The organism is Pseudomonas veronii (assembly GCF_002028325.1).
GTDB lineage: Bacteria > Pseudomonadota > Gammaproteobacteria > Pseudomonadales > Pseudomonadaceae > Aquipseudomonas > Aquipseudomonas veronii.
Genome location: NZ_CP018420.1, coordinates 4240158 through 4263884, shown reverse-complemented (window position 1 = coordinate 4263884; position 23727 = coordinate 4240158). Strand labels below are relative to the sequence as shown.

Annotated in this window: 21 protein-coding genes and 2 pseudogenes; 16 read left to right on the top strand and 7 right to left on the bottom strand. The window is 57.4% G+C overall.

The annotated features are described in order from the left end of the window. Positions 1 to 354: 354 nt before the first annotated feature. Positions 355 to 1509: pseudogene (locus PverR02_RS19245) on the bottom strand (DNA cytosine methyltransferase); the annotation flags it as partial. Between the two features lie 347 nt (positions 1510 to 1856). On the opposite strand from PverR02_RS19245, the gene PverR02_RS19235 reads away from it, so the two are divergent. Then, the gene (locus tag PverR02_RS19235; RefSeq protein ID WP_079444173.1) at positions 1857 to 2684 is read left to right on the top strand and encodes a TIR domain-containing protein; all 828 of its coding nucleotides are present in this window, start codon (positions 1857 to 1859) and stop codon (positions 2682 to 2684) included. A gap of 195 nt (positions 2685 to 2879) precedes the next feature. Here the strand turns inward: PverR02_RS19235 and PverR02_RS19230 are convergent, their stop codons facing one another. Then, positions 2880 to 3206 (bottom strand): hypothetical protein, encoded by a 327-nt coding sequence (locus tag PverR02_RS19230; protein ID WP_079444172.1) that lies wholly within the window; start codon positions 3204 to 3206, stop codon positions 2880 to 2882. A 199-nt stretch (positions 3207 to 3405) separates the two neighbouring features. Between PverR02_RS19230 and PverR02_RS19225 the strand changes: the two genes are divergently transcribed. The 5 genes from PverR02_RS19225 to PverR02_RS19200 all read left to right on the top strand — a co-directional run bounded on the left by PverR02_RS19225 (position 3406) and on the right by PverR02_RS19200 (position 6113). Further along, positions 3406 to 3909, top strand: coding sequence for a GNAT family N-acetyltransferase (locus tag PverR02_RS19225; protein WP_079444171.1), 504 nt, complete (start codon positions 3406 to 3408; stop codon positions 3907 to 3909). A gap of 440 nt (positions 3910 to 4349) precedes the next feature. Further along, positions 4350 to 4847: a hypothetical protein gene (locus PverR02_RS19215; RefSeq protein WP_079444170.1), complete on the top strand. Its 498-nt coding sequence runs from the start codon at positions 4350 to 4352 to the stop codon at positions 4845 to 4847. A 98-nt stretch (positions 4848 to 4945) separates the two neighbouring features. Continuing rightward, a complete protein-coding gene (locus PverR02_RS19210; RefSeq protein ID WP_057004405.1) occupies positions 4946 to 5254 on the top strand; it encodes a putative quinol monooxygenase in 309 nt (102 codons plus the stop codon). Positions 5255 to 5359: 105 nt separating this feature from the next. After that, positions 5360 to 5674, top strand: coding sequence for a hypothetical protein (locus tag PverR02_RS19205; RefSeq protein WP_079444169.1), 315 nt, complete (start codon positions 5360 to 5362; stop codon positions 5672 to 5674). Positions 5675 to 5822: 148 nt separating this feature from the next. After that, entirely contained in the window at positions 5823 to 6113 is a 291-nt protein-coding gene (locus tag PverR02_RS19200; RefSeq protein ID WP_152032032.1) for a hypothetical protein, read from the top strand. A 79-nt stretch (positions 6114 to 6192) separates the two neighbouring features. Here PverR02_RS19200 and PverR02_RS31940 read toward each other — a convergent pair whose 3' ends face one another. Continuing rightward, positions 6193 to 6597 carry a hypothetical protein gene (locus tag PverR02_RS31940; protein ID WP_152032031.1) on the bottom strand — a complete coding sequence of 135 codons (405 nt, stop codon included), beginning with the start codon at positions 6595 to 6597 and terminating at the stop codon, positions 6193 to 6195. A 424-nt stretch (positions 6598 to 7021) separates the two neighbouring features. On the opposite strand from PverR02_RS31940, the pseudogene PverR02_RS19195 reads away from it, so the two are divergent. Further along, positions 7022 to 7290 (top strand): annotated as a pseudogene (locus tag PverR02_RS19195) (IS5/IS1182 family transposase); the annotation flags it as partial. A 207-nt stretch (positions 7291 to 7497) separates the two neighbouring features. On the opposite strand, the gene PverR02_RS19190 reads toward PverR02_RS19195, so the two are convergent. After that, positions 7498 to 7788 (bottom strand): hypothetical protein, encoded by a 291-nt coding sequence (locus PverR02_RS19190; protein ID WP_227778673.1) that lies wholly within the window; start codon positions 7786 to 7788, stop codon positions 7498 to 7500. Between the two features lie 577 nt (positions 7789 to 8365). Here PverR02_RS19190 and PverR02_RS19185 point away from each other — a divergent pair. Together PverR02_RS19185 and PverR02_RS32220 are read left to right on the top strand one after the other, a co-directional pair. Continuing rightward, the gene (locus tag PverR02_RS19185; protein WP_079444167.1) at positions 8366 to 8824 is read left to right on the top strand and encodes an anti-virulence regulator CigR family protein; all 459 of its coding nucleotides are present in this window, start codon (positions 8366 to 8368) and stop codon (positions 8822 to 8824) included. A gap of 246 nt (positions 8825 to 9070) precedes the next feature. Next, complete coding sequence (locus PverR02_RS32220; protein WP_156422907.1) at positions 9071 to 9352, top strand: hypothetical protein; 282 nt, start codon at positions 9071 to 9073, stop codon at positions 9350 to 9352. A gap of 390 nt (positions 9353 to 9742) precedes the next feature. On the opposite strand, the gene PverR02_RS19180 is transcribed toward PverR02_RS32220, so the two are convergent. Continuing rightward, positions 9743 to 12346, bottom strand: coding sequence for a cation-translocating P-type ATPase (locus PverR02_RS19180; protein WP_079444166.1), 2604 nt, complete (start codon positions 12344 to 12346; stop codon positions 9743 to 9745). Between the two features lie 684 nt (positions 12347 to 13030). On the opposite strand from PverR02_RS19180, the gene PverR02_RS19170 reads away from it, so the two are divergent. The 4 genes from PverR02_RS19170 (at position 13031) to PverR02_RS19155 (ending at position 18131) form a co-directional block, all read left to right on the top strand. Continuing rightward, positions 13031 to 14356, top strand: coding sequence for an OprD family porin (locus tag PverR02_RS19170; protein WP_046485330.1), 1326 nt, complete (start codon positions 13031 to 13033; stop codon positions 14354 to 14356). Positions 14357 to 14764: 408 nt separating this feature from the next. Beyond that, a complete protein-coding gene (locus PverR02_RS19165) occupies positions 14765 to 15478 on the top strand; it encodes a hypothetical protein (RefSeq protein WP_017846714.1) in 714 nt (237 codons plus the stop codon). A 127-nt stretch (positions 15479 to 15605) separates the two neighbouring features. Continuing rightward, on the top strand, positions 15606 to 15875 hold the full coding sequence (locus PverR02_RS19160) for a hypothetical protein (protein ID WP_017846713.1): 270 nt from the start codon (positions 15606 to 15608) through the stop codon (positions 15873 to 15875). Between the two features lie 138 nt (positions 15876 to 16013). After that, entirely contained in the window at positions 16014 to 18131 is a 2118-nt protein-coding gene (locus tag PverR02_RS19155) for a TonB-dependent receptor family protein (protein ID WP_079444164.1), read from the top strand. Here PverR02_RS19155 and PverR02_RS19150 read toward each other — a convergent pair. Both PverR02_RS19150 and PverR02_RS19145 read right to left on the bottom strand, forming a co-directional pair. Further along, entirely contained in the window at positions 18101 to 18430 is a 330-nt protein-coding gene (locus PverR02_RS19150) for a DUF7693 family protein (protein WP_079444163.1), read from the bottom strand. The genes PverR02_RS19155 and PverR02_RS19150 overlap by 31 nt on opposite strands. A 90-nt stretch (positions 18431 to 18520) precedes the next feature. Further along, a complete protein-coding gene (locus PverR02_RS19145) occupies positions 18521 to 20338 on the bottom strand; it encodes a sigma-54-dependent Fis family transcriptional regulator (RefSeq protein WP_079444162.1) in 1818 nt (605 codons plus the stop codon). Between the two features lie 328 nt (positions 20339 to 20666). Here PverR02_RS19145 and PverR02_RS19140 point away from each other — a divergent pair, with 328 nt between their 5' ends. Genes PverR02_RS19140 through PverR02_RS19130 form a run of 3 tightly spaced genes read left to right on the top strand, consistent with a single transcriptional unit; the run spans position 20667 to position 23721 of the window. Beyond that, positions 20667 to 21761: an ABC transporter ATP-binding protein gene (locus PverR02_RS19140; protein WP_017846710.1), complete on the top strand. Its 1095-nt coding sequence runs from the start codon at positions 20667 to 20669 to the stop codon at positions 21759 to 21761. After that, positions 21761 to 22858, top strand: coding sequence for an ABC transporter ATP-binding protein (locus PverR02_RS19135; RefSeq protein ID WP_079444161.1), 1098 nt, complete (start codon positions 21761 to 21763; stop codon positions 22856 to 22858). The genes PverR02_RS19140 and PverR02_RS19135 overlap by 1 nt, the downstream gene beginning before the upstream one ends. Continuing rightward, positions 22855 to 23721: a carbohydrate ABC transporter permease gene (locus PverR02_RS19130; protein ID WP_034098582.1), complete on the top strand. Its 867-nt coding sequence runs from the start codon at positions 22855 to 22857 to the stop codon at positions 23719 to 23721. The genes PverR02_RS19135 and PverR02_RS19130 overlap by 4 nt, the downstream gene beginning before the upstream one ends. Positions 23722 to 23727: the final 6 nt, after the last annotated feature.

The window sequence follows — 23727 nt, the reverse complement described above, 5'->3', positions numbered from 1 at the left end:
ACAGCGGGCTCAGAACCGAGAGGATCATAGGCAGCGTCCCAATTAAAAGGCGCTCACATGAACCGAATAATCGTAGACCTCATCCTTCAAATAATCAGCAATCTGTTACTTGACGTCCTTCAGCAGTTACTGGGCTGGCTTTTGTCACTGCCTTGGCAATCGCTATGTGGCTGTTAGGCGGCTTCCGCCTGGCGTTCGGCCACTCTCCACGGATCGTTGGCCCTCGCCGACGCAGCCATCGGCGGCGGGCTGACACTGTTGCCGCACATGTGGACCTGCTGGGTGATGTTGAAGGATCGGCCCGCATATATTGTTCACCCCGTGGGAGCGCCGTTTGTTTGTGCCGGAATCCTCGCCGTGCCCGGCCTGGACGATGCAGGCCGATGCGACAGCGCGGTGGCTGCGAGTCATGAGCGTGCCGATCGGCTGGTCTGCTGATACGGGGTGCCCGGCGTACACCGGGCCACCCGCACCGACCATGACTGATCAGCGTCAGTTCGCTGCGATTGGCGCACGTAACGGTCGGCAGCGGCTCATCGGCCGACTGCACTGTCTGCCCTGACCAGTTGGCGATCGGCACAATGAACGGCGCCGGGTTGTCGATGACGAATTTCTTCATGCCCTTGGCAACGCGGCGCAGGGTGGCCGGGGCCAGGTCCCTCTTGCGGCCGAAGATGCTTTTGCCCAGGTCGCTGAAATCGATACAGTCAGTGGCGGTCTTCCACTTCTGCTGGCCCTTGACCGGTTTTTTTGCGTGGGTCGGCTCCGGTCACATGATCGGCTGACCGTCGCACCGGGCGATCATGAACAGTCTTTCCCGGCTGGTCGGGGCGCCGAAATCGCACGCCCTGATCACCTTCCACTCAACGACGTGGCCCATGCCTTCCAGCAGGGCGATGAAGCGCCGCCAGGTACGGCCGCGCTGCTTCGGGTCTGGCACAAGGAACTGATTCGATACCGGTACTTGCTCGCCCGGTGCCGCTACCCGATTGGTGGTCTTTCCTCTCTTGGTTGGGTGCGGCACCTGCTCCAGGGTCACCACGCGCCCGGTGTCCTTGTCGCGCTTGGCGATCAACCGCCCCCACTGCAGGATCTGCTTCACGTTCTCCAGGCTGATCACCTGGTGGCGCTTCATGCCTGCCCACTTGAGGCCGATCCACGACAGGTTGCGGATCTCACGCTTGCGCAGCTGGCCGCCTGGCTGTGATGGGTGCAGTCCGGTGACATGTGGAACCAGGCCACGGCCTTGCCGCCGCATTCGGTGTCCGGATCACCCTCGAACACGTCGGTGGTGAAGTGCAGGGCTTCTGGGTGGTTCACGGTGTGCATGCTGATCGCTTGCGGGCTGTGGTTCTTCGCCACGTTCACCGCACGGTCCAGGCCCGTTTCCAGGCCGGCACCGCCACCACCACAGAAGAAGTCGACAACGATCTCATCGTCCTAAGGGTTGAAGCCAAGTCCGTATTGGGTTTTGAAATCGAAGGGGTGTTTCTTCTGTTGTGCGGACATAGGGGGCCTCGCCGGCTGGCGTGATTCGTTAAGGTGGGTGATATGCTTTGCTGCTTATCAAACAAGGAGGTGGTAATGGTCGGTAAAAAGCTTGAAGCGTTCCGCGAGTGGTTCACGCCGCGTAAGAGGCTATGGACAGGGATAGGCTTGTTTGCAATTGCTATTGCCGTACCAATTGTCAGTCCGGGAACGACCGCCGCGTGGCTCATAGGGCCTGCGACTGTCTTTTTCTTGGGTAGCTTTATTCCCTATACGAACAGAAGGCGATAGGGCGCTGGCGGCTGGCATGATTTGTTGATATGGGGTATTACGGGTGACCGACATGGAGCCGGATCAAGGAGCAAGAATTGAAAGTATTCATTAGTTGGTCTGGCGACCGCAGCAGAGCCGTCGCAGAGGTTATGAGTGATTGGATAAAATGTGTACTCCAGGCCTCGCAGCCATGGATATCAACACGCCACATTGAGCGCGGATCTCTTTGGTTTTCAGAAATAAACGAAAAGCTTAGGGATATATCGGTAGGCATTGTCTGTCTGACGCAGGAAAATAAAAGCAAGCCCTGGATATTGTTTGAGACTGGGGCGCTTGCAAAGGGATTGAGTAGTAGCCGTGTATGTACATTCTTGGTTGATCTCCAACCGTCAGATTTAGTAGATCCGCTAGCCCAGTTTAATCACACTCTTCCTAACGAGGATAGTGTTTTGGAACTTGTGAAAACACTCAATGTTTGTCTTGGCGAGCAAGCTTTAGAGGAGAGAGTACTTGAGAAAATATTTAATGTTTATTGGCCTAGTTTCCTTAGCTCCTTTAAAAACGCTCTGGAGGAAAACCTGCCGCGTGAGGTTGCAATGCCCCGTTCTGATAATGATATTTTGGCGGAAATTTTGGATAGTACTCGAGCGCTAGGTAAAAGAATTGGATCCCTTGAGAAAGAGTCGCGCTCGCCCGATATGACGCGAAGATCTTTTTCCGCTATAAATCAGCAGTTTTGGGAGCCTACACTTGCTGAACAACTAAAACAGTTTGCATCTGAAGGCCTCGGCGAAGACGAGATACTGGATAGATTCATAAAAATGGGTATGGGTACTCCTAAAGTTCTTAAAGTCGTAAGAGAACTGCTGAACAAGAGACTGGACGGTTCATTTGGTCGCGAAATCTCAGCTGAGGATCTCTAGGATTTTGCACTAAGGCATTTGTATTTAGTCGGGTAATATCTGCTGTAAGCAAAAAAGTGCCAATTAAACTGGTTTGAATAGTTTTTTACTGAGGCGTGCCAGCGCACGTGAGATGTTCTTGTATTGAGCGGTAGTCAGGTGTCTCCGACTAGGCGACCAGGGGGCTTTGTTACCCGATGCAGCGAGTAGGGTGGGTTATGCTGGTTCGATGATCTCGTCGCCCGGGTCTTTCTGGATGGCGAGGAGGCTTTTGTTGCGGAATTCCCGCGCCACGTTTTGCGATATCTCGATTTCGTGGCGCGGCGGTGATAGCAGTGGACGGCACTTCGTCGAGCCAAGTGCGTGCAGGTGATGAATCATCAGCGTCATCGCCTCGCCCTGCTCAGTAATGCCGGACCACTCCATCAGGTCGGCCAGCGCCTGACGTGTACCTGGGCGAAGCCTGAGCCTCAATTCCTCTTCGGCAAGTGCCACGCGCTCCCTGGCGGTTTTCGCCGAGCGCTCCTGCGCAGTCTTGGCCATGGCCTACCTCTTCTATCCCGCTGGCCGGCAGTGCGAGCCAGGTTTGTCGTTTGCGTTACTGGATGCGGGCTATGCGATGCAACTCCTGCTCCGCTTAGTGTCAGCTAATGCCTTTGAAGGCCATATATTTGGTACTGGCTTTTTGGCGGCGTGATTTTCTAAACTACTTTGCCATTCGCTTCACAGAGGATTGAAAACAGTGACCGTCTCATCCGCAGAAATCGTCATTGAGCGATTCACTGATGCTCACGTGGAAGGCGTGACCGCGCTCTACAACGAGCCGGCTGTATGCCGCCAAGTGCTTCAGATGCCCTATCAGCCAAACGATATTTGGCGTAGTCGTCTAGCGGGCTGTGATGAGCGTCGCGTTCAGCTAGTTGCCATCAATCAGGCTAAGGTTATCGGCAATATAGGCTTGGACCAATACGCGCGAATCCGCCAAAGCCATGTCGGGTCGGTCTACATGGGCGTGGCTCAGGACTGGCACGGTAAAGGTGTCGGATCCAAGTTGATGGCCGCTGTGTTAGACATCGCTGACAACTGGATGAACCTGGTCCGGGTTGAGCTGACTGTGTATTCAGACAACGAAGCCGCTTTGGCCCTCTACCAGAAATTTGGGTTTGAAGTGGAGGGGACTCTACGGAAATACGCCGTCCGTGACGGCGTGCTGGTCGACGCCCTTACTATGGCTCGCATACGTTAACCTTTAGTGCCCCGTTGTTTGCCTGGCGCGCCCGGTGGCGTAAGCCCGCCAAGGTAGTTGTCGGTACCCAGCTCATGAGAGCCAAAATCAACCGAATAACCCTCGCCGAGCCTTGCAGCTTCGGCATCTGCCGCATCTTTTGAGGCGTAAATATCTACAAAGTCCCATGTCGCATTACGGCACACGCCTCATCCGAGTACGTGACCCTTGTTGTTTGGATCGGCGGGTAGGTTCTTTGCAAGACTTCTGATCGACATGACCATTCCTTGGTTGAGTGAAGGCCAGAGGCTACTATCGACGCGCTCCCCGGCGCCACTGGCATTCCATTCACGCTGGATGCCTGGACAGGTCAGCAGGTGAGATCGTAGAAAAATGGCGCTTCCGCTAGCGCCCGCTACGATCTTGTTGTGGCAATAAGCCATATAGGGGAGGAAGTGGGCATGAAACGGTTTATGATTTTTTCAGTGATAGCCGTGCTGGCAGGATGCTCAGGGAAAATTGTCACGTATGAGCAATCTGACTGCAAGAATGGTTGTGAGGGTGTTCCTTTTTTTCGGCTAGTTCAGGTAAAGGAGCATTACATTCAGGACAAAATCCTGAATAAAGAAGGTGAGATGCTACGTTACGCCGGCGGCGACGAAAACACTGGCTGCTTTGCGGTCCAAGTCACTGAAACGAAGCTAATCCCGGCGGCCCAGGAAAGCTATATCCGTTACGAGGCTGGATGGCTCGAAACCTCTAAATTCTCGGTAGACCTAAACGATAACGGTAGCTTGGCAAAGGTGGGCGCCGATTCGACACCCGGACTGAAGATGGCAGTGGACGCGGTGTCCACATTAGCAACCGCCTATGGGACGGTGAAGTCCGCCGATAAGTCTAAATCAAAAATTCAACTACCTTACTGCAACGCTGGCAGAGTTCCCGTGACCGGAGCCTAGTTGAACCAGTTAGGCCCAGCTCATCGCTGGGCTTTTTGCATCTGTACTTGGTTGTAGCGTACTGTGTTTTCCCCTCTTTAGTATGCGGCGTGTTACCTATGTCTGATGAAGTTCGGCTTGTCGTCATCATCAATACCCAGCCAGGTCGAGGCTCGGACCAGCTCGCGGCTTTTGAAAAACTCGCTCCTTTGGTCAGGGCTGAGCAAGGGTGCATTCAATATGATATCCATCCTGTAGTCGGAAACAGCGATAGCTTTGTATTGATCGAGAAGTGGGCATCAAAAGAAGCGCTTGATGCCCATGATCTCGCTCCGCATATGCTTGAGGCAGCCAAGCACAACCCGACGTTCCGTGCGGGGCCGGCTACAGTGCTGTTTTTGGAGTCGGCGGTGCTTTCATCGCACTGAAGAAGGGCTGAGCTCACAACAGAAGAGCCCAGCCCCACGCAGGGCTCTTTGCATCTGGCTTTCCCAGTGCTATTTTTCCGAATTAACCCCCACACGGAGAGTGCAATGGCCCGATACTTCAAAAGTCTAGACAATGGCAAGGTTGAAGAAGTCGATGCGTTTCAGGTTCTGGCAATATTGTTCCTAGGCCCACTCTATCTTTGCTTCGCCGGCCTTTGGCGCCATTTATTGATCTGGGGTATTGCTATAGGGTTGGGGCTGTTTGCAGGCCCGCCTTGGGCAGCTATACCTATTGCTGGACTGCCAATCATCTACTGTTTTTTGATACGTAGAATTGTGGTAGATGAGTATTTGAAGAAAGGCTGGGTAGAGGTGGCTGATCCAAAGCTTGCACTCGATAAAGAAGTTCCAGACGCTTAGTCTCTTGCAGATTAGTTGCTTTGAGCCCAGCCTCGCGCTGGGCTTTTTGCTTTCTGCGGCCAGGTGCTACAGTCCCGCCAAACCAAAGAGGGAACGACATGCGAAGTGTTGTAGCGGGACTGGTGGTTATTCTGCTGGCTGGGTGTTCGTGATCGGTGCGCTTCTGATCGTGACCGGTGTACTGGTACTAACGTTAATCGAGAGCAAAAAAGCGAGAGCAGAGGTCGCAGCGACCCTCGGTTCGAGCGTGGTTCGTCAGAACGCCCTAAGCCAGGAGCACCGCGCCGAAATTGAGGAAATCAATAAACAGAATTTGCTCAAAATGGCTGCGGTATCCAAGGATCATCATTACGAGATGGAGAATCTATGGATCATTCTTTCCATCGCTGAGCAGGATCTCGACGCGGCTCTGAAGGTCGCCTCTAAGGCTACACAGTAAGACATACAAATGCAGAGCCAGATCGACCATACCAATGCGTTGATGGCTTCTCGTGCCTGACCCCCCCCCACTTTTTTATCTATACGGTTGTTGAAAACCGAGATTGCGAAGAAAGAGAGCGTACGTCTAAAACCTCCCCACCCACAGCCTCTGCTATCATTGTGGCGCGAATCGCTCCTGAATCAGGAAGGCTCAAGTTTCTTAAATTTTCAGCGAACTGATTGGAAATTTCTACTACGCCGGATTTATAAATTGTGGCAACAAGCTGGTTATTCTTTACAACAGTTTGAACTGCATTCTCGGGTGAGTTATCAGCAACAAGGCGACCTTCGCCTCGTCCTACCGCTTCCGCTTTACGAAGATCTTCAGCCACATTCTCTAAGGTATGAGCGAAATTAGCAGGCAGTTTCACTTGCGGCAGATTCAGGTCTGCAATGCTGCGCGACATGTTTGTCGTTAAACGTATGCCTTTGGAAATATCCATAAAATAAATCTCCTTCTGTTTAAACAAGGTCTACCGCTGGCAAGTTACGCCAAAGCCAAACTGTGTAATGAGGACTCGATATACGAAGCTTCAGTAGCCGACAAAACGTTGTAGCCGCTGTCACCGGTAATAGTAGCCATACTTATCTCCATAAGGAATATGAATACCCGGTTGTAAGCGCTGTTCGAAATAAGAGCCTATACGCATACAAATCCTAGCATATGGCTGACATCATCGTGAAGCTCTTCCTCCGCACCTCACGTTGAAATTTGATGGGGAGAAAATTTGCAAGTTCTGCTGGCTGTACAAGATCTATTTTTTCAAACGGAGGGTCTGTTAACACCCTTTAAAATCAATTAGGAAACTCTGAAGAAGACTTCCAGATTTGGCAAAAATACCCAACTGCCACCCGTCGAGTTTTCCGATGACGCAGACGACCTTCGCGGATGCGCGAGTACGCCGGCAAACGTAAGCAGACCCGCCGCGAGCGCTTCCTGATTGAGATGGATCGGGTTATACCCTGGAAGGGTTTGATTGCCTTGATCGAGCCGCATTATCCAAGGGTGACGGTGGTCGTCCGGCCTATCCGTTGCTGGCCATGTTGCGGGGTCATCTGATGCAGAGCTGACTCGGCTACAGCAATGCAATGATGGAAGGGCACTGTACGAGACTACTATTCTGCGCCAGTTTTCGCAGGCGAAGGTGTTCACCTACTAATTAAGAGGACATCAGGCCTTGGCTTTGCAGGGCTGGGTAGATGACTTGGCCGGACGCATACCATCAATCGTCATGCTTGCGGCTCCAGGGGAGGGAGAAGCCAGAAGCGCAGCACAAGCAAGGGCGCGCGATCAGCCTTCGAGTCCCGCAATCCTCGCGTGACCCGAAGGGTGTTAAGCGCGCTTAGATGCGGATGATCTGGGTGATGTGCGGCTTACCTTTGAGGGGGGCGTAGATTTCTACGATTGCTGCCCAGATTGCTGGCGAACCAGGCTGCTGTGCTTTGGCGTGATAGCGATAGTTTGTGCCAGCGACGACCTGGGTTGCAACCGTCTCAGGGGTGTATTGCACCCCCACAAAGCCTTCCAAGGCTTCTTTGAATACAGCATGGTCCTTTGGAGTCAGTTCGTGGTAAGCAGTCCATCCGCCAACACCAACGTAATTTTCTTGAGCTGACATACTATAAATCTCCATATTTAAGTTCCTACTCGTTTGGCTTTTCGGAGTTCGCCCCGTCTATTGAATGGTTTCCGGAATCCATTTCCTGAGGGTGCTCCTGGGCAACGACTGTTGGTCGCAAAACAGATTCCTGGGAAGGCACCAATGCTTAACGCTTTGGTCGGGCAGGGTCAGCCATAGGCGCGCGTGCATGCCTGAGCATTTGGCTATGGAGGATGGGGTGGCGGTCACCCGCTTCAGATCCTCTTCCCTGATAGAAACAATTCACCAATGAGTGATGATTGCCAGACGTCCACGTCTTGTCCAAGGTGGCTCTGCGCATGAGGCATGCCGCTTGATGGCTTTAAGCTATCAAATACAAGGGGAATGTATGTACGTGTTTGGCAGTGCTGGGTGTAAGGCATCGACGATTGGTGAAATCGAAAGCAGCACCTGATTCCGCAGTTTTTTAACCTGGAGGGGGCCTAATCGGCGGTTATCGTTGGGCGCCACGCTCCGTTAACGGATGCAGCGAGTGGGATGGGTATTACGGAACCAAAACCTTCAATACCGTCTACATTTCAGGGAGCATTCCCTTCCGGAGAAGACAGTCATGTTTAGATCACGCACGCTTGTAGCTGCTATCTGCCTTACTTTGGCCGTTGGCTCGGTGGATGCACTCGCAGACCCTGGCAATGGGAAAGGTCAAGGCAATGGAAAAGGCAACTCACAAGGTGGTCAAGGTCATGGCAACCAGGGTAATAAGGGGAAAGGTTCCAGCGGAGACGACTGGTCTCGCGGGCCAAGCATTGACCGCGGCAGCGTATTGGGAGTGCTCGGCGGCTACCGTGACTACTGGAGCCCAGGCCCTTCACTGCCACCCGGAATACAAAAGAACCTCGCCAGAGGGAAGCCTCTTCCTCCAGGCATCGCCAAGAAACTTGATGGTCGATTGCTGGGCAGACTTCCACATTACGACGGCTACGAATGGCAGCAGGCAGGCACGGACTTGATACTGGTCGCAATTGCTTCCGGCATAATCTACGAAGTCCTCAACGGCGCCTTCGATTAAGGCGATAACGCTTCGACGATCTATGCCAAACGCCCGCCGCCACGCGGGCGTTTTTGTATCCGCGCTAAACGCGACCATGAGCAATCGCAAGGTCGGCTGTCTCAGGGGCTGATCGTAGGCTTGCTTCACGGCTACGCCAATGCACAAACACACCAAATCCATGACAACCAAACAATCCGGCGGGGGGCAATCGAACGTGTCTATCGGGAAAGATCAAGGCACATCACAACCATTCCGATTTCGGCCATGTCGGTACTGAAAGGGATTTCGCCCAGCGCCCTGAACAATTTAGGGCCAAAGGAAAAATGCCCAGAAGAGTTGGGTGTCAGCCTGCGCCAAAAAAGCAAAGCCCCGGAGGTTCGCGGCTCCAGGGCTTCTATTTTCGCCTCCATCCCTAAACGGCTGGCGAACGTGGTCGCAGATTATCAGCGGCCCCCGGATGTTTCACTACGACTATTGGCGATAGTGTTCGATCGGCAGCACGCGGGGGAGGGCGGAATGATTTCTGCAACCTTATGCGCCCCATGATCGGCGCGGGCTCCAACGCATTCAAAAGTGCCTTGGTGCGGTAATTATTAGAGTCTAACGTATTGTTTTAAAAAGTTACTTTGGATTCCTGGAAGCCGGTGAACGTTACTGGCGATTCCAGGGTTCGAATCCTGACGTACACCTTTTATGAAGGCGTTGACCCGAGTAAGAGGTTCGCCAACGTGACGAGTCCACTCGCCGCGTTACCCGATAATGTTCGAGGTGCGGAGATTACTCTCACGGGCGAAGGGCCCGATGCTGCGCTGCTGATCCGGTTTGCTTTTCCAAAGCTGGGAGCCAATCTAAGCGATTAGCTGCTGAACAAACCTCGCCTGGGTTGCGACATGTGCAGCCCCTGGCGAACTCGGGGATCAGCACGAAAGGCTTCGCTCAGTCGCTATGCCCGCTCCTCATTCGTATTAGCCATTTCACGACTTCGAACCACATTACGCTCAGCGCGACGATGCCAAATGCGAAAAGTAGCAGTACTGGCGCGGGTGTCACGAATGAGAACAGCTGGGTAACCGGCGGAAAAAACAGCGCTATCGCCAACATGGCCAACGTTGCGAAAGCGATCCAACTGAGCTGGGTGCCAAACGCGCCAGGCCCCACCCAGCGCGTGCGGCCCCATGACTTATTGGTATGGATCAGGGCGAGGTTGGCCAGCGCCAGGACGACGAAGGTCAGTGTTCTCGCAAGCTCATCTCGCTCAGACGCAACCGGCGCAAAGAACCTCATACTTGCATACGTCGCGAGAAGCAGTATCAGTAAGCCAATGCCCTGGCAGAGGCCGCGTATCATCACTGCGCTGTCGAACAACCGTTGCTCCTTTCGACGTGGAGGAGCCTTCATCGCATCCGGCTCAAGCGGTTCGGCCTCAAACACGACCGAGCAGGCGGGGTCGATGATCAGTTGCAAGAACAAAATGTGCGCCGGCATCAGCACCATCGGCCAGCCGAAAAGCACTGGAAGCATCGATAGGCCGACGATCGGCACGTGTACGGCCACCACAAACACAATCGCCTTGCGCAAGTTGGCGAAAATGCGGCGGCCATAGCGCACGGCGGTCACCAACGACTCGAAATCATCATTGAGCAAAACCAGTGCGGCCGCCTCGCGTGCGACCTCGGTGCCACGCGCACCCATCGCAACGCCAATATCGGCTGCCTTCAGCGCAGGCGCGTCGTTGACACCGTCGCCGGTCATGGCGACGACATCACCCTGTGCACGGAACGCGCGTACCAGGCGCAGTTTCTGCTCTGGCTGAACACGGCAGAAGATCTGCGTGGTGATCAGTCGTGCGGCCAGTTCAGAATCGTTCAGTGTGGACAGTTCGGTTCCAGTGATCACCGGCGCATCGGTGCCCAGCCCGGCCTGCCTGGCGACCGACATCGCTGTGGCCGGGTGGTCGCCCGTCATCATCACCACACGGATGCCTGCGGCTCGGCACTCGGCAATAGCCTGCGGCACATCTGGACGAATCGGATCTTCGAGCCCGACCAATCCTAGAAACCTGAAGTCGAAGTCGTGCTGTAAACCGGGCAATACCTCGGCGGCGAAGGTCGCCTGTGCGACGCCGAGAACGCGAAGCCCGTCTGCCGCCATCGCCAGCACCTGAGCCGCAATGCGCGCGCTGCGAACGGGATCCATATGGCACAAATCGACGATTGCCTCGGGCGCTCCCTTTGCAGCAATGAGTCGCTCTCGTTGATTCGGCGATTGCCAGACCCGCGACATTGCCAGCATCTGGGGTGACAAGGGATAGTCGTCGATCAGCGTCCAGTCGGCGTGAAGGTGCTCGGTGAGCGCCAGCAGGCTCTGCCCGGTCTCGCCGATGGCCGACTCCATCGGGTCGAAAGCATGCCGGTGGCTGGCGAGAACCGCGTACTCAAGCACACCATGGAGCGCCTCCTGCAAAGGCGTGCCGCCGTCAGTACCGTCCCTGGCGACTTCATACTCAGCCTCCTCGGACCAAAGGCGCCTGACCGTCATTCTGTTAGCCGTCAGCGTACCGGTCTTGTCGACGCATAAGACGGTGGTCGCACCGAGCAATTCGACGGCAGGGATGCTACGCGCTAACACCTTCTCACGGGCGAGTCGCCAGGCGCCGAGGCCTAGAAAGAGCGTCAGTACAACCGGCAACTCCTCCGGTAGGATTGCCATCGCCAGCGTCAGGCCCGCCAGCATCCCATGCAGCCAGTCACCGCGCAGCAGCCCGAAAGCGATAGCGAGCGCCGCCGCCAGCGCCAGGCCTATGACAGCAACCCGCTTGACCACACGACGCGTTTGCTGTTGTGTCGGGGTGGGTTCCACCTCGATGTCTGCCAGTGACTGGCCAATCCGGCCCAGCGCACTGCGCTCGCCTGTGGCGGTGACACGTCCCTGGGCGGTGCCGCACGTGACCAATGTGCCTGAAAATGCCTGCGCTAGGGCCGCATCCATTGGCGGCGGCGCTGGATCACCAAGTGTATGAGACTGCGGCGCGACCAGCTTGCTGACTGGCATGGATTCTCCGGTCAGCAAGGACTCATCAATTGATAGGTTGGCGCATGTTGTCAGTTGCAGGTCAGCGGGTACGCGATCGCCTTCAGCCAGCATTACAACATCGCCAACAACCAGGTCCCGCGAGGGAACGCTGCACTCCTTACCTTCCCTTAGCACTTTAGCCCTTGGGCTGGAGAGGTCCCGCAACGCATTCAGGGAGCGTTCACTGCGTCGCTGTTGGACAAAGCTGATGCTCATCACGACGAAGACAAAGCCCAGCAACATCAGGGCTTCCTGGACATCGCCCAGCACCATGTACAAAGCGCCGCACGCGACCAGCAGGAGAAACATCGGCTCGAAGGCCACGTCACACATCAGGCGCAAGGCGCTGCGTCGGCGGGAGGCGGGGAGTTCGTTCGGCCCGTCCTGCGCCAGACGTTGCTGCACCTGCGCCTCGCACAAACCCTCAAGCGGCGTCTGCGAACCTGAATGAGGTAGCTCAGCGTTCACAGCGCGGCCGTTATGAGTGGGTGATCGTGACTCGAATCAAGGGGGGGCAATGGGGCAATGTGTGTCATCAGGTTCTGTACCCCCATGGCGCTGCGATACCTGCAGGCTGGCTCTATAGCAATGTGATGTCCTGTCTCGAGGCTTGTAGTCGTATCGACCTCGAGGCATGCGTCTAAGACCATCATGTAATCCGTCCTACAGGTACGCTAGCACAACGTTGCTTTAAATATTGCGGCATTCGCCGCTCTCGATAAGGGAGCCCCAAGAACGCCGGAATCAGTTCTGCCCTTTGCGGATATCCAGGCTCAGAGCGTGCCGTTTTCATCGTGCAGTTGGGACTTTAGATGTATGCGAAACATCGATGTCCAGCTCATTTCACGCGTCCGGCTTTCTTGTATAAACCTGAATTGTTACAGAAATGGAAAATTACTTTCACGGGAAACGAGGTCATTCCATCGGCGGGAAAGTGTTATAAGTTTTTCACCTTAGGCTCTGCCCTGTACTAAAAATAAACCGTTATAAAACGGTACCTTGCGCTGCGCAGTCAATGCGTTGCGACTTAGAAACCTTCTCATCTGCCATCGACTTATGACTCTTCGCTTTTGACCGCCTGACTTCAGGGGAGACCCTGCTGACTGTGCGTTGAGAGACGAGGCAGCTCTATTAAAAACAGGGGAACAAACAATGTCTTTTAAGTGGAATTTGGTGGCGCTGACGGTCTCGCTGGGTGCTAGTCAACTAGCGTCAGCCGCGGGTGTGGAGGACCAAGCGACTGCCAAGGGGTTTGTTGAAGGCAGTAGTTTGAACCTGCTGCTTCGCAACTTTTATTTTGATCGTGACGGTAAGAATTCGGCGGGTGATAAACAGGATTGGTTGCAGGTGATGCAAGGCAACTTCTCCTCCGGCTTCACCCAAGGCACCATCGGTTTTGGTGTGGATGCTTACGGATACTGGGGCGTAAAGTTGGACGGTGGCAAAGGCAATGCAGGCTCTGGCAACTTGCCGGTCGACAGCAACGGCCGGCCGGAGAATGACTTCAGCAGTGCAGGCGCGTCGATCAAGGCACGGTTCTCCAAGACTGAACTGCATTATGGCAACTTGCAGCCCAACAACCCGGTCCTGGCCACGGCGGGTACTCGCGCCACGCCTCAAACAGCAACTGGCTTCAACCTGTTGAGCAGCGAAATTGAAGGGTTGAACTTCGACGCCGGGCACTTCACCAGCAGTAACGGTCCGACCACGACCAACAATAGCCACGAATTGTATGCCGGTTATGCCAACATACCGGCCAAGAGCATTGACTACCTCGGTGGCAAGTACACGCTGACCGATAACTTGTCCATGAGCGTGTTTGCCTCGGACCTCAAGGACGTCTGGCATCAATACTACGGTAATGCCAACTACACGATTCCGTTCACTGCCGATCAATCATTGAACCTGGACTTCAACATCTACCGCACCACCGATTCCGGCCAGTCCAAAGCCGGTTCCATCAACAACACCACTTGGTCGTTGGCAGCGGCGTACTCTTTCCTGAGTGCTCATACCGTCACACTGGCGTTCCAGAAAGTTCACGGCGACACGCCGTTCGACTATGTGGCCGTGGGTAATAACAAGTCGGGTGATCTGGCCGACTCCATCTTCCTGGCCAACTCGGTTCAATATTCTGACTTTAACGGCCCAGGCGAAAAGTCCTGGCAGGCCCGTTACGACTTGAACATGGCGACTTATGGCGTGCCAGGGCTGAGTTTTATGACGCGCTACCTCAACGGTGACAATATCGACGGCACGCACATGCCGGTCGGCAGCGCCTACCGTGCCTATGGTTATGGTGCTGACGGCAAGCACCATGAAACCAACTTTGAAGCCAAATACGTGGTACAGAGCGGCCCAGTCAAAGATTTGTCGATGCGCGTGCGTCAAGCCTGGCACCGCGGTAACGCTGATCAGGCGGAAGGGGATTACAACGAAACCCGTCTGATCGTGGATTACCCAATCTCGATTTTCTAAGCGGACGATCGCCGGTCAAGCCCGGAGGACGCAACGCATTGACGGCCAGTTTCAGCTCTGCTGAAGCTGGCGTTTTTGTTTGTATAACGCGTTCTTTGTCGGCGGGAGGCTATGTCCGACGCTTGCCCTACAAGGTTGAGGTTCCCGTTTTGGCAGCCTGAATCTGCGGATCGTTACGCGCTTGTGCTGATTCGGGTGCCGACCGGCCCTGAGGTCGCTTTGTTGCGAAACCCACTGACATGCGCTGGGCATTTCTCATGACCTTCCGGATGTTCTGTTGCCCAATCCTGCACTTTTTCGGATTTTTCGGATCTATCTCTATCCCAGCCATACTCATACTGCGTGTGGACATAAGAACTAGACCTGGTGCCGATGGATCATACGTTCCCGCCTCTTACCTGCCGATGGATGAACCGCCCGCGCTGGCTCGTCCTCGTGTTTCTGCTCTGCACCACCGCCTGCAGCCAGCAACAGGGGCGCGATATCGCCAGGCAATTCAGCAATGGCAAGCCTGATGAGTTTCTCCAGACCAGCGTCGACCGCATGGCCACCCTCGGCATGCGCGATAACCTGCAAAGCCTGTATTTGCTGATGAACAAGCTGTACCTGCGCAACCCCAACCAGTGGCGGCAGTCGGGTTACCTGGACGCGGTGAGCGCGGCGCGGGAAATCCGTTCGGCCATCGAAAACCGTCAACCGCTGCCCGCCCTGGGGGATCGTCGCGATCTGGCGGCCCTGAGTTACTCCTTGAGCCCCGAGTTTCGCGGCGATCGGGTCGGAGCGTTTATCTATGCGATTGGCAGCATGCTGGTGACTGCGCATGGCGGGCGCACCCGGTTCTATATCTCTGACACGATCAACCCGCAATTCGTCAGCAACGCGGCGCGCAATATCGAAAAGGCCACCTGGCTGCTCAGCCAGCGTCAGGATGCCAATGGCGTGCTGCTGCTGTTTTCCAACGAGATCTCGGAGGAGGGCAGCAACCTCAGTTTCGCCGTCGAGTTCGGCAAGATCGTCGCGCGGCTCGACCTGCTGACCCAGATGCTCGATGAGCGCTACCGACGCATTGGCGTCAATTACGCGCAAAGCCTGTTGCTGATGAATTTTCTGCCGGTGCAGTGAGCGTTAGGGCCGTTGAGTGCGGTGTTTCCGTTTCCTCTGTAGGAAGTGCCCTATCTTGCACTGCACTGCTTGAAACGCCCATCTGTCGGCAATAGCCTCGGACTTTTCTTAAATATGAGGCCCTACCTTGGGTAAGCGAAAAACGGTTTGGCCCACGGATCGCGAAATTCGCCTGCGATTTATCCTGTTTGCGGTGATTGACGCCGCGAGTGCGCAAGGCGTCTCTGCCGAGCTGTTGTTACCGGCACACAAACTGCTGCAGGAGTCGCCGACTGAGGCGCAATTTCGCGACGCCCTCAACAGCATTCTGACGACCGACGAAATGTACGGGTTCCGCTTTCCGGCGGGGTCGGAGGCGGATGACTTCATGCGCGCGCTGGCGTCCGCCGCGGGCTAGGAGACAGGTAGTTTTTTCAGGGGTCGGGAAGGCTCTGCGCCGTGAATAAGGCGTGACCTGGCGAGCGTCCCGGTCTTCCCATCACAGTTCGCGTGCCAGGCCTGGCCTTCACGCCCCCGCATTCCAAGGACCCGCCCCATGTTGCTGCGCCAACCCCCGCTGCTTTTTGCTGCCCTGACCCTCAGTTCCCTTGTGCAGGCCGAAGACCTGCAACTGGCGCCGGTCGAAGTCACCACCAGCGAAGCCAGCGCGGCTGAAGTGGCGCAGGCGCAGCTCAAGCGCGTGCCCGGCGGCACCAATTACATCGACATGGGCAGCGTGCAACAGGGGCGGGTGAGCACCAACGAGGACGTGTTCAAGTATCAGGCCGGGGTGTACGCCAAGGCGGCGAATAATGAAGGCGTCAAACTCTCGATCCGTGGCTCGGGCCTCAACCGCAGCCCCGGCGCCCATGCTTCCGGGTTGTACGAGACGCTCGACGGCTTGCCGCTGACGGGCCCCGGCGGTACGCCCTATGAACTCAAGGACCCCTTGTGGCAAAGCCGCGTCGAGGTGCTGCGCGGTGCCAACGGCTTTGATCAGGGCGCGCTGGCCCTGGGTGGGGCGGTCAATTACGTGACCCACACCGGCTACGACGCGCCCAAGCTGCAAGTGCGCTACGAAGCAGGCAGCCGTGGTTATGCCCAGCGCGAGATCAGTTCGGGCCAGGTGCTGGGGGATGCCGACTATTGCATCAGCCTCACCGATTCCGAATCCGACGGCTATCAGCAGCAGAGCGCCGGCACGGGCAAGGGCGTCGCGGCCAACTTCGGCTACCGTTTCAACCCGAACCTGGAGACGCGCTTTTACTTTCGCTACCGCGAAACCACCAACGACACGCCAGGCAAGCTCACGCGCTACCAGATCAGCCATGATCCGCGTGCCGCCAACAGCCTCAACGCCGCCCGCGATTCAAAACGCCTGCAACCGGGCTCCACCTGGATCGCCAACAAGACCACGTTGCAGCTCGACGACAACGCACGGCTCGAAGTCGGCCTGGCCTATCACGACTACCCGATGGACCTGCGCGAGGGCACCAATCGCCTGAAAGTCGCCTACACCGATATCAGCGGCACGCTGAACTACATTCGCCAGGACACCCTGTTCGGTCACGACAGTAAAACCATGATCGGCCTGCGCACCACCCAGGCGATGCCCAACAATGGCGCGTCGGAATACGTGCGAATTCCTGTCGGCAATACCGCAGGCTATGCCCCCGGCACCAAGACCCGCGACTACAGCTACCTGGGCTCCGACACGGTGCTGCATATCGGCAACGACCTGGAACTGGTCCCGGACCTGTGGCTGACCACCGGCCTGGCGGCGATCTACACCCGCCGCGAAACCCAGGTGACCTATCCCGACGGCCAGGCGCCGCTCAGTCAACATGACTGGGACTATGCGCCGCGCATCGGCCTGCGCTATGACTTCACCCCGCAATTGCAGGTGTACGGCAACCTGAGCCGCTCGGTCGAGCCGCCGCATGCCTGGTCGATGATCTGGGGTTCCAACAAATACTTCGGGCCGGGCAGCGGCCCGGCCACCGGCCTGCAACGCGAAGGCGTGAGTTTGAAAAACCAGACCGCCACCACCCTGGAAGTCGGCGGCCGTGGTGACGCGTGGTTCGGCCAATGGGACCTGGCACTGTACCGCTCGGAAGTGCGCCACGAGTTGCTCACCGTTGAAACCCAGGCCCAGACCCCCACCAGCAACGCGATCCTCGCCGAGGCCAACGCCAGCCCCACGGTTCACCAAGGTGTCGAACTGAGCCTGCTCAGCCCGCTGTGGGACGGCGGCGGCAGCGGTAAGCTCGCCCTGCGCCAGGCCTACACCTTCAGCGACTTCCACTACCGCAACGACGACCGCTTCGGCGACAACACCTTGCCGGGTATTCCCAAGCACTACTACCAGGCACAGTTGCGCTACAGCCATCCGACCGGTTTCTACACCAGCCTCAACACCGAGCATTCCTCGCGGGTGGCGGTGGATTACGCCAATTCCTACTACGCGGCGGCCTATACCTTACTCGGCGCCACGTTCGGCTACGACGCCCCGCAGCAGGACTGGCAAGCCTGGGTCGACCTGCGCAACCTGACCAACCGCCGCTACGCCAACACCGTCACCCCGGGTTATGACGACAATGGCCTGGACGCCGCCCGCTCCACGCCCGGGGACGGTCGGGGCATCTACACCGGCGTGTCGTGGAGCTGGCGCTGAGACACCGACAACAGGCGCTCGACTTGCGCGTGCTCCCACGTACTCATCAATGCCACTGGGTTGGTGCCATAGCGTTGCCAGCTGTCCAATGAGCCATGCCGCCCGTCGGGTGAGCGGCAGTGCTGGCACCCCACCAGCATCGCGCCTTGGGTCAGCAGCACCATCCGCCAGCCGTCGGTTTCCACGCTCACCGTGTCATCCGCTGCCGCGCAGGCGCTGATGACCCGCGTTTCCAGGGCCATATCCTTGAGCACTTGATAAGCCTCCCGTGCAGAAACGGTGGCGGCGGTTGCGGTCATCGGCGGTGTCCTCGTGATGGAGCGGCGCAGTGTCGCGTGCGGGCGAGGCGGTTTCAAGCCTGAGGGCAGCGGTCGATTGCTGCCCGGGTTTCAGTCATTGCCTTGGCGCAGGCGCTTGTACAGGGTGTTGCGGCTCACGCCGAGTTCCCGCGCCAGGTGGGAAATATTCCCGCCTGCCGCTTTCAAGCGCCGCGTCAGGTCAATGCTGTCCTCCAGAGGCGCGCTGGCGGGCAGCGGCGCCGTCACGTTCAGATCGACGAAGAAGTCGTCCGGCAGATGCTCCGGGCGGATCGGCTGCTCCTCGGCCATGGCCAACGCCACCTGCAACACACTGCTGACCTGGCGCAAATTGCCCGGCCACGGGTGCTGCTCGAACAACGCCAGCACCTCGGCGCTCAGCCCGGCCCATTGCTTCGGTTCGCGGTGTTGCTGCCACAGTTGTTGGAACAACGCCTGCTTGTCAGTGCGCTCGCGCAGTGGTGGCAACTCCAGGGTCAGCCCGCCAATGCGGTAGTACAAATCCTCACGGAAGCGCCCGGCTTGCACCTGCTCGCGTAGCACATGGTTGGTGGCGGAGATGATGCGCAAATCCACCGGGAACAACTCGCTGCTGCCCACCGGTTGCACGCAGCGTTCCTGTAAGACCCGCAGCAAGCGGGCCTGGGTCGGCAGTGGCATATCACCGATCTCGTCGAGAAACAGCGTGCCCTTGTCGGCCTTGCGGATCAGGCCGACGCTGCCTTTTTGATTGGCGCCGGTGAAGGCGCCTTTTTCGTAGCCGAACAGTTCCGATTCCACCAGCTCAGCGGGAATCGCCGCACAGTTCACCGCGATAAATGCCTGTTGGCTGCGCGAACTGGCCTGGTGCAGGGCTTTGACGAATACCTCTTTGCCCACGCCGGTTTCACCGTGGATCAGCAGCGGAATGTCCTTTTCCAGCAGGCGTTCGGCCTGGCGCACGGCTTTTTCCACGCGCACATCGCCAAAATGCAGGGTCTTGAGGCTGATCGGTGCGGCTTGCGGCGGCGCCGGTTCGCTGAAAACCCGCGCGTGTACCGGCATCTGCTTGGGCCGCTTCAATAAACACTGGAAACGATTGCGGCCGGCCGCCTGCAAGGAGAACGGCAAACCCTCCGGCTGATTCAGTAACTCCAGCATCGACACCTTGAACAAGCGGTCGATCATCACCCGCGACAGGCTGATGCCCAGCAGGTTGTCGGCGCGGCGGTTGGCCGATAACACCTGGCCGCTTTCATCAAAGATCAGCAAGCCCGCCCATTGGCTGTCGAGGTTGTTCAGCCCGGTGTTGAAGGTCAGCTGGAAATGCTCGCCGCGAAACAGGTTGAGGATCAGCCGGTTTTCCACGGTCTGGCTCATCATCTTGACCATGCCCAGGGTGTGGGAGGGCGGCAGGTAGCTGTCGCTGGACACGTCCAGCACTGCGATGATTTCGCGCTGGGCGTCGAAGATCGGCGCCGCCGAACCGGTCATGAAGCGGTTGGCCTTGAGGAAGTGTTCATCGTGTTCGATATGCACCGCCTGGGCACAGGCCAGCGCGGTGCCGATGGCATTGGTGCCGCTGGAACGCTCCATCCAACTGGCGCCGGGGCTGAAACCACGGGCCAACTTGGGGTCGATAAAGCGCTGGGTGCCCCACGACGTCAAAACCTGGCCCTGGTTGTCGGCCAGCATGATCAGGCAGTTGGAGTTGCTCAGGATGTTCTCGTAGTAAGGCAACACTTCCTGGTGGGTGGTCTGCACCAGGGAATGCTGGCTCTCCAGCAATTGGCTGATGCCCTCGGCGGGCAGTTGGTCAAAGCTGGGTGGGCTCTGGTGGTCCAGGCCGAATGCGCGGCAGCGGCGCCAGGACTCCTGGATGAGGGTGTCGTGAGTCAGCGGTTCGGCCATGGAGACCTTCTTTTTATTGTTTTTGGGTCTTGCGCAATCTAACGGATGTCACCCGGTCAATGTGGGAGGGGGCAAGTCGAATCGTCGCACCGCCCCTCCCACATGTGTTCTGCGTTGTTCAGTCAATCGGGTTCAAACAGTGTTGTTCAGAACTGTTCATTGTCAACCCGCTGAGTGTTCAGTTGTTCAGTCCGAATTGTTCATTTTTGTTCGCTCCCGAACCTCGCTTTCAGGGCATTTCCTTGTGGATCAAGCACCTGCTGCGGTTGGCACGAAACTCGCTGTGACCACTGGCCAGATTCATTCCAATAATAAAAAAGGGCGTGTCATGTCATTGACCCTGGAACATGTCTCCCGCGTCATCGAAGGCCAGACCTGGATCGACGACGCCAACCTGCGTTTCGAGGCCGGCTCCTTCAATGTGCTGCTCGGTCGCACCCTGTCCGGCAAGACCAGCCTGATGCGCCTGATGGCCGGCCTGGACAAGCCCGACAGCGGTCGCATCCTGATGAACGGCGTGGATGTCACCGCTAAACCGGTGCGCCTGCGCAACGTGTCGATGGTGTATCAACAGTTCATCAACTACCCGACCATGACCGTGTTCGAGAACATCGCCTCGCCGTTGCGCCAGGCCGGTGTGTCCAACGAGCTGATCCAGAGCAAGGTGCTGGAAACCGCGAAGATGCTGCGCATCGAGAAGTTCCTCAAGCGCCACCCGCTGGAGCTGTCCGGCGGCCAGCAGCAACGCACGGCGATGGCCCGCGCGTTGGTGAAGGATGCCGAACTGATCCTGTTCGATGAGCCGTTGGTGAATCTGGACTACAAACTGCGCGAAGAGCTGCGTCAGGAAATGCGCGAGCTGTTCAAGGCCCGCCACACCATTGCGATTTACGCCACCACCGAGCCCAACGAAGCGCTGGCACTCGGCGGCACCACCACCATCCTCCACGAAGGCCGGGTGATCCAGAGCGGCAAGGCGGCCGAGGTCTATCACCAGCCGCAGACCGTATTGGCCGCCGAGTTGTTTTCCGAACCGCCGATCAACCTGATGCCGGGCAGCATCCGCGGCAATGAAGTGAGCTTCGCCAATTTCGTACACTTCCCACTCAATGTTGACCTGCGTCCCATCGGCGAGGGCGAGTTCCGCTTTGGCGTGCGCCCCAGCCATATCAGCCTGGTGCCCAGCAACGACGACGACCTCGAACTGGCGGTGACCGTGGAAGTCGCCGAGATCAGCGGCTCGGAAACCTTCCTGCATGTGCGCAGCGAGCATTTCCTGCTGGTGCTGCACTTGCCGGGGGTGCATGAGTACGACGTCGACGCGCCGATCCGTGTGTATATCCCCACCCATAAACTGTTTGTGTTCGATGGCCAGGGCCGCTTGGTCCAGGCCCCCGGACGCCGTGTCGCGAGGGTTGCCTGATGGCTGAGATCCATTTGCAGAACCTGGCGCACAGCTACAGCCCTACGCCGACAGGTCCCGAGGACTACGCCATTCGGGAAATGAACCACGTATGGGAGCAGGGCGGCGCCTACGCCTTGCTCGGGCCTTCGGGCTGCGGCAAATCAACCCTGCTCAATATCATCTCCGGCCTGCTCAGCCCGTCCGAAGGGCACGTGCTGTTCGACCATAAAGTGGTCAACGAGCTGACCCCGGAAAAACGCAACATCGCCCAGGTGTTCCAGTTCCCGGTGGTGTACGACACCATGACGGTGTTCGACAACCTGGCTTTCCCGTTGCGTAACCAGGGCATGGCCGAGGCGAAAATTCACAGCAAGGTGCAGGAAATTGCCGAAGTCCTCGACCTGCAAAGCCTGCTGAGCAAAAAGGCACGCAACCTCACCGCCGACGAAAAACAGAAAGTCTCCATGGGCCGGGGCCTGGTGCGCGACGACGTCTCGGCGATCCTGTTCGATGAACCGCTGACGGTGATCGACCCGCACCTCAAATGGAAACTGCGACGCAAGCTCAAGCAGATCCACGAGCAGTTCAATATCACCATGGTCTACGTGACCCACGACCAACTGGAAGCCTCGACCTTCGCCGACAAGATCGCGGTGATGTACGGCGGGCAAATCGTGCAATTCGGCACGCCGCGGGATTTGTTCGAGCGGCCGAGCCATACGTTTGTCGGCTATTTCATCGGCAGCCCTGGGATGAATCTGATCGAAGTGCAGGCCGAGGCCGGCGGAGTGCGCTTTGCCGACACCCATCTGCGGTTGTCCGAGGCCGTGCAGCAACGCCTCGCCGACACGCCCTACACGACCTTGCAGGTGGGCATCCGCCCGGAATTCATTCATGTGTGGGATGAGCATAACCCCGACGCGCTGCAAGCCGACGTCACCCATATTGAGGACCTCGGCACCTACAAGATCCTGACCCTGAACCTGGACGGCGCCACCCTGAAAGTGCGCCTGGCCGAAGACAAACCGGTGCCCGAAGGCACAGCTTCTATCAGCTTCCCCGCGCAGTGGCTGATGCTCTACGCCGACGATTACCTGCTGGAGGTGCGGCCATGAACAAGGTGCAGAACAACAAGGCCTGGTGGCTGGTGTTGCCGGTGTTCCTGCTGGTGGCATTCAGTGCGGTGATCCCGATGATGACGGTGGTCAACTACTCGGTGCAGGACATTTTCGACCAGTCCAGCCGCTATTTCGTCGGCGCCGACTGGTACAAACAGGTGCTGCTCGACCCGCGTCTGCACGACTCGCTGCTGCGCCAGTTCATCTACTCGGCGTGCGTGCTGCTGATCGAAATCCCGCTGGGCATCGCCATCGCCCTGACCATGCCGACCAAGGGCCGCTGGTCGTCGCTGGTGCTGATCATCCTCGCCATTCCGTTGCTGATTCCGTGGAACGTGGTGGGCACCATCTGGCAGATTTTCGGCCGCGCCGATATCGGCCTGCTCGGCTCTACCCTCAATGCGCTGGGCATCAACTACAACTATGCGGCCAACACCATGGACGCCTGGGTCACGGTGCTGGTGATGGATGTCTGGCACTGGACCTCCCTGGTGGCGCTGCTGTGCTACTCGGGGCTGCGCGCTATTCCAGATGTGTACTACCAGGCGGCGCGTATCGATCGGGCGTCGGCCTGGGCGGTTTTCCGACATATCCAACTGCCGAAGATGAAAAGTGTGCTGCTGATCGCGGTGATGCTGCGCTTCATGGACAGTTTCATGATCTACACCGAGCCCTTCGTACTGACCGGTGGCGGGCCGGGTAACGCCACCACGTTCCTCAGCCAGACGCTGACTCAGATGGCTGTCGGCCAATTCGACCTGGGCCCGGCCGCGGCGTTTTCCCTGGTGTACTTCCTGATCATCCTGTTGGTGTCCTGGCTGTTCTACACCGCCATGACCCATTCCGACGCCAACCGCTGAGGCCAC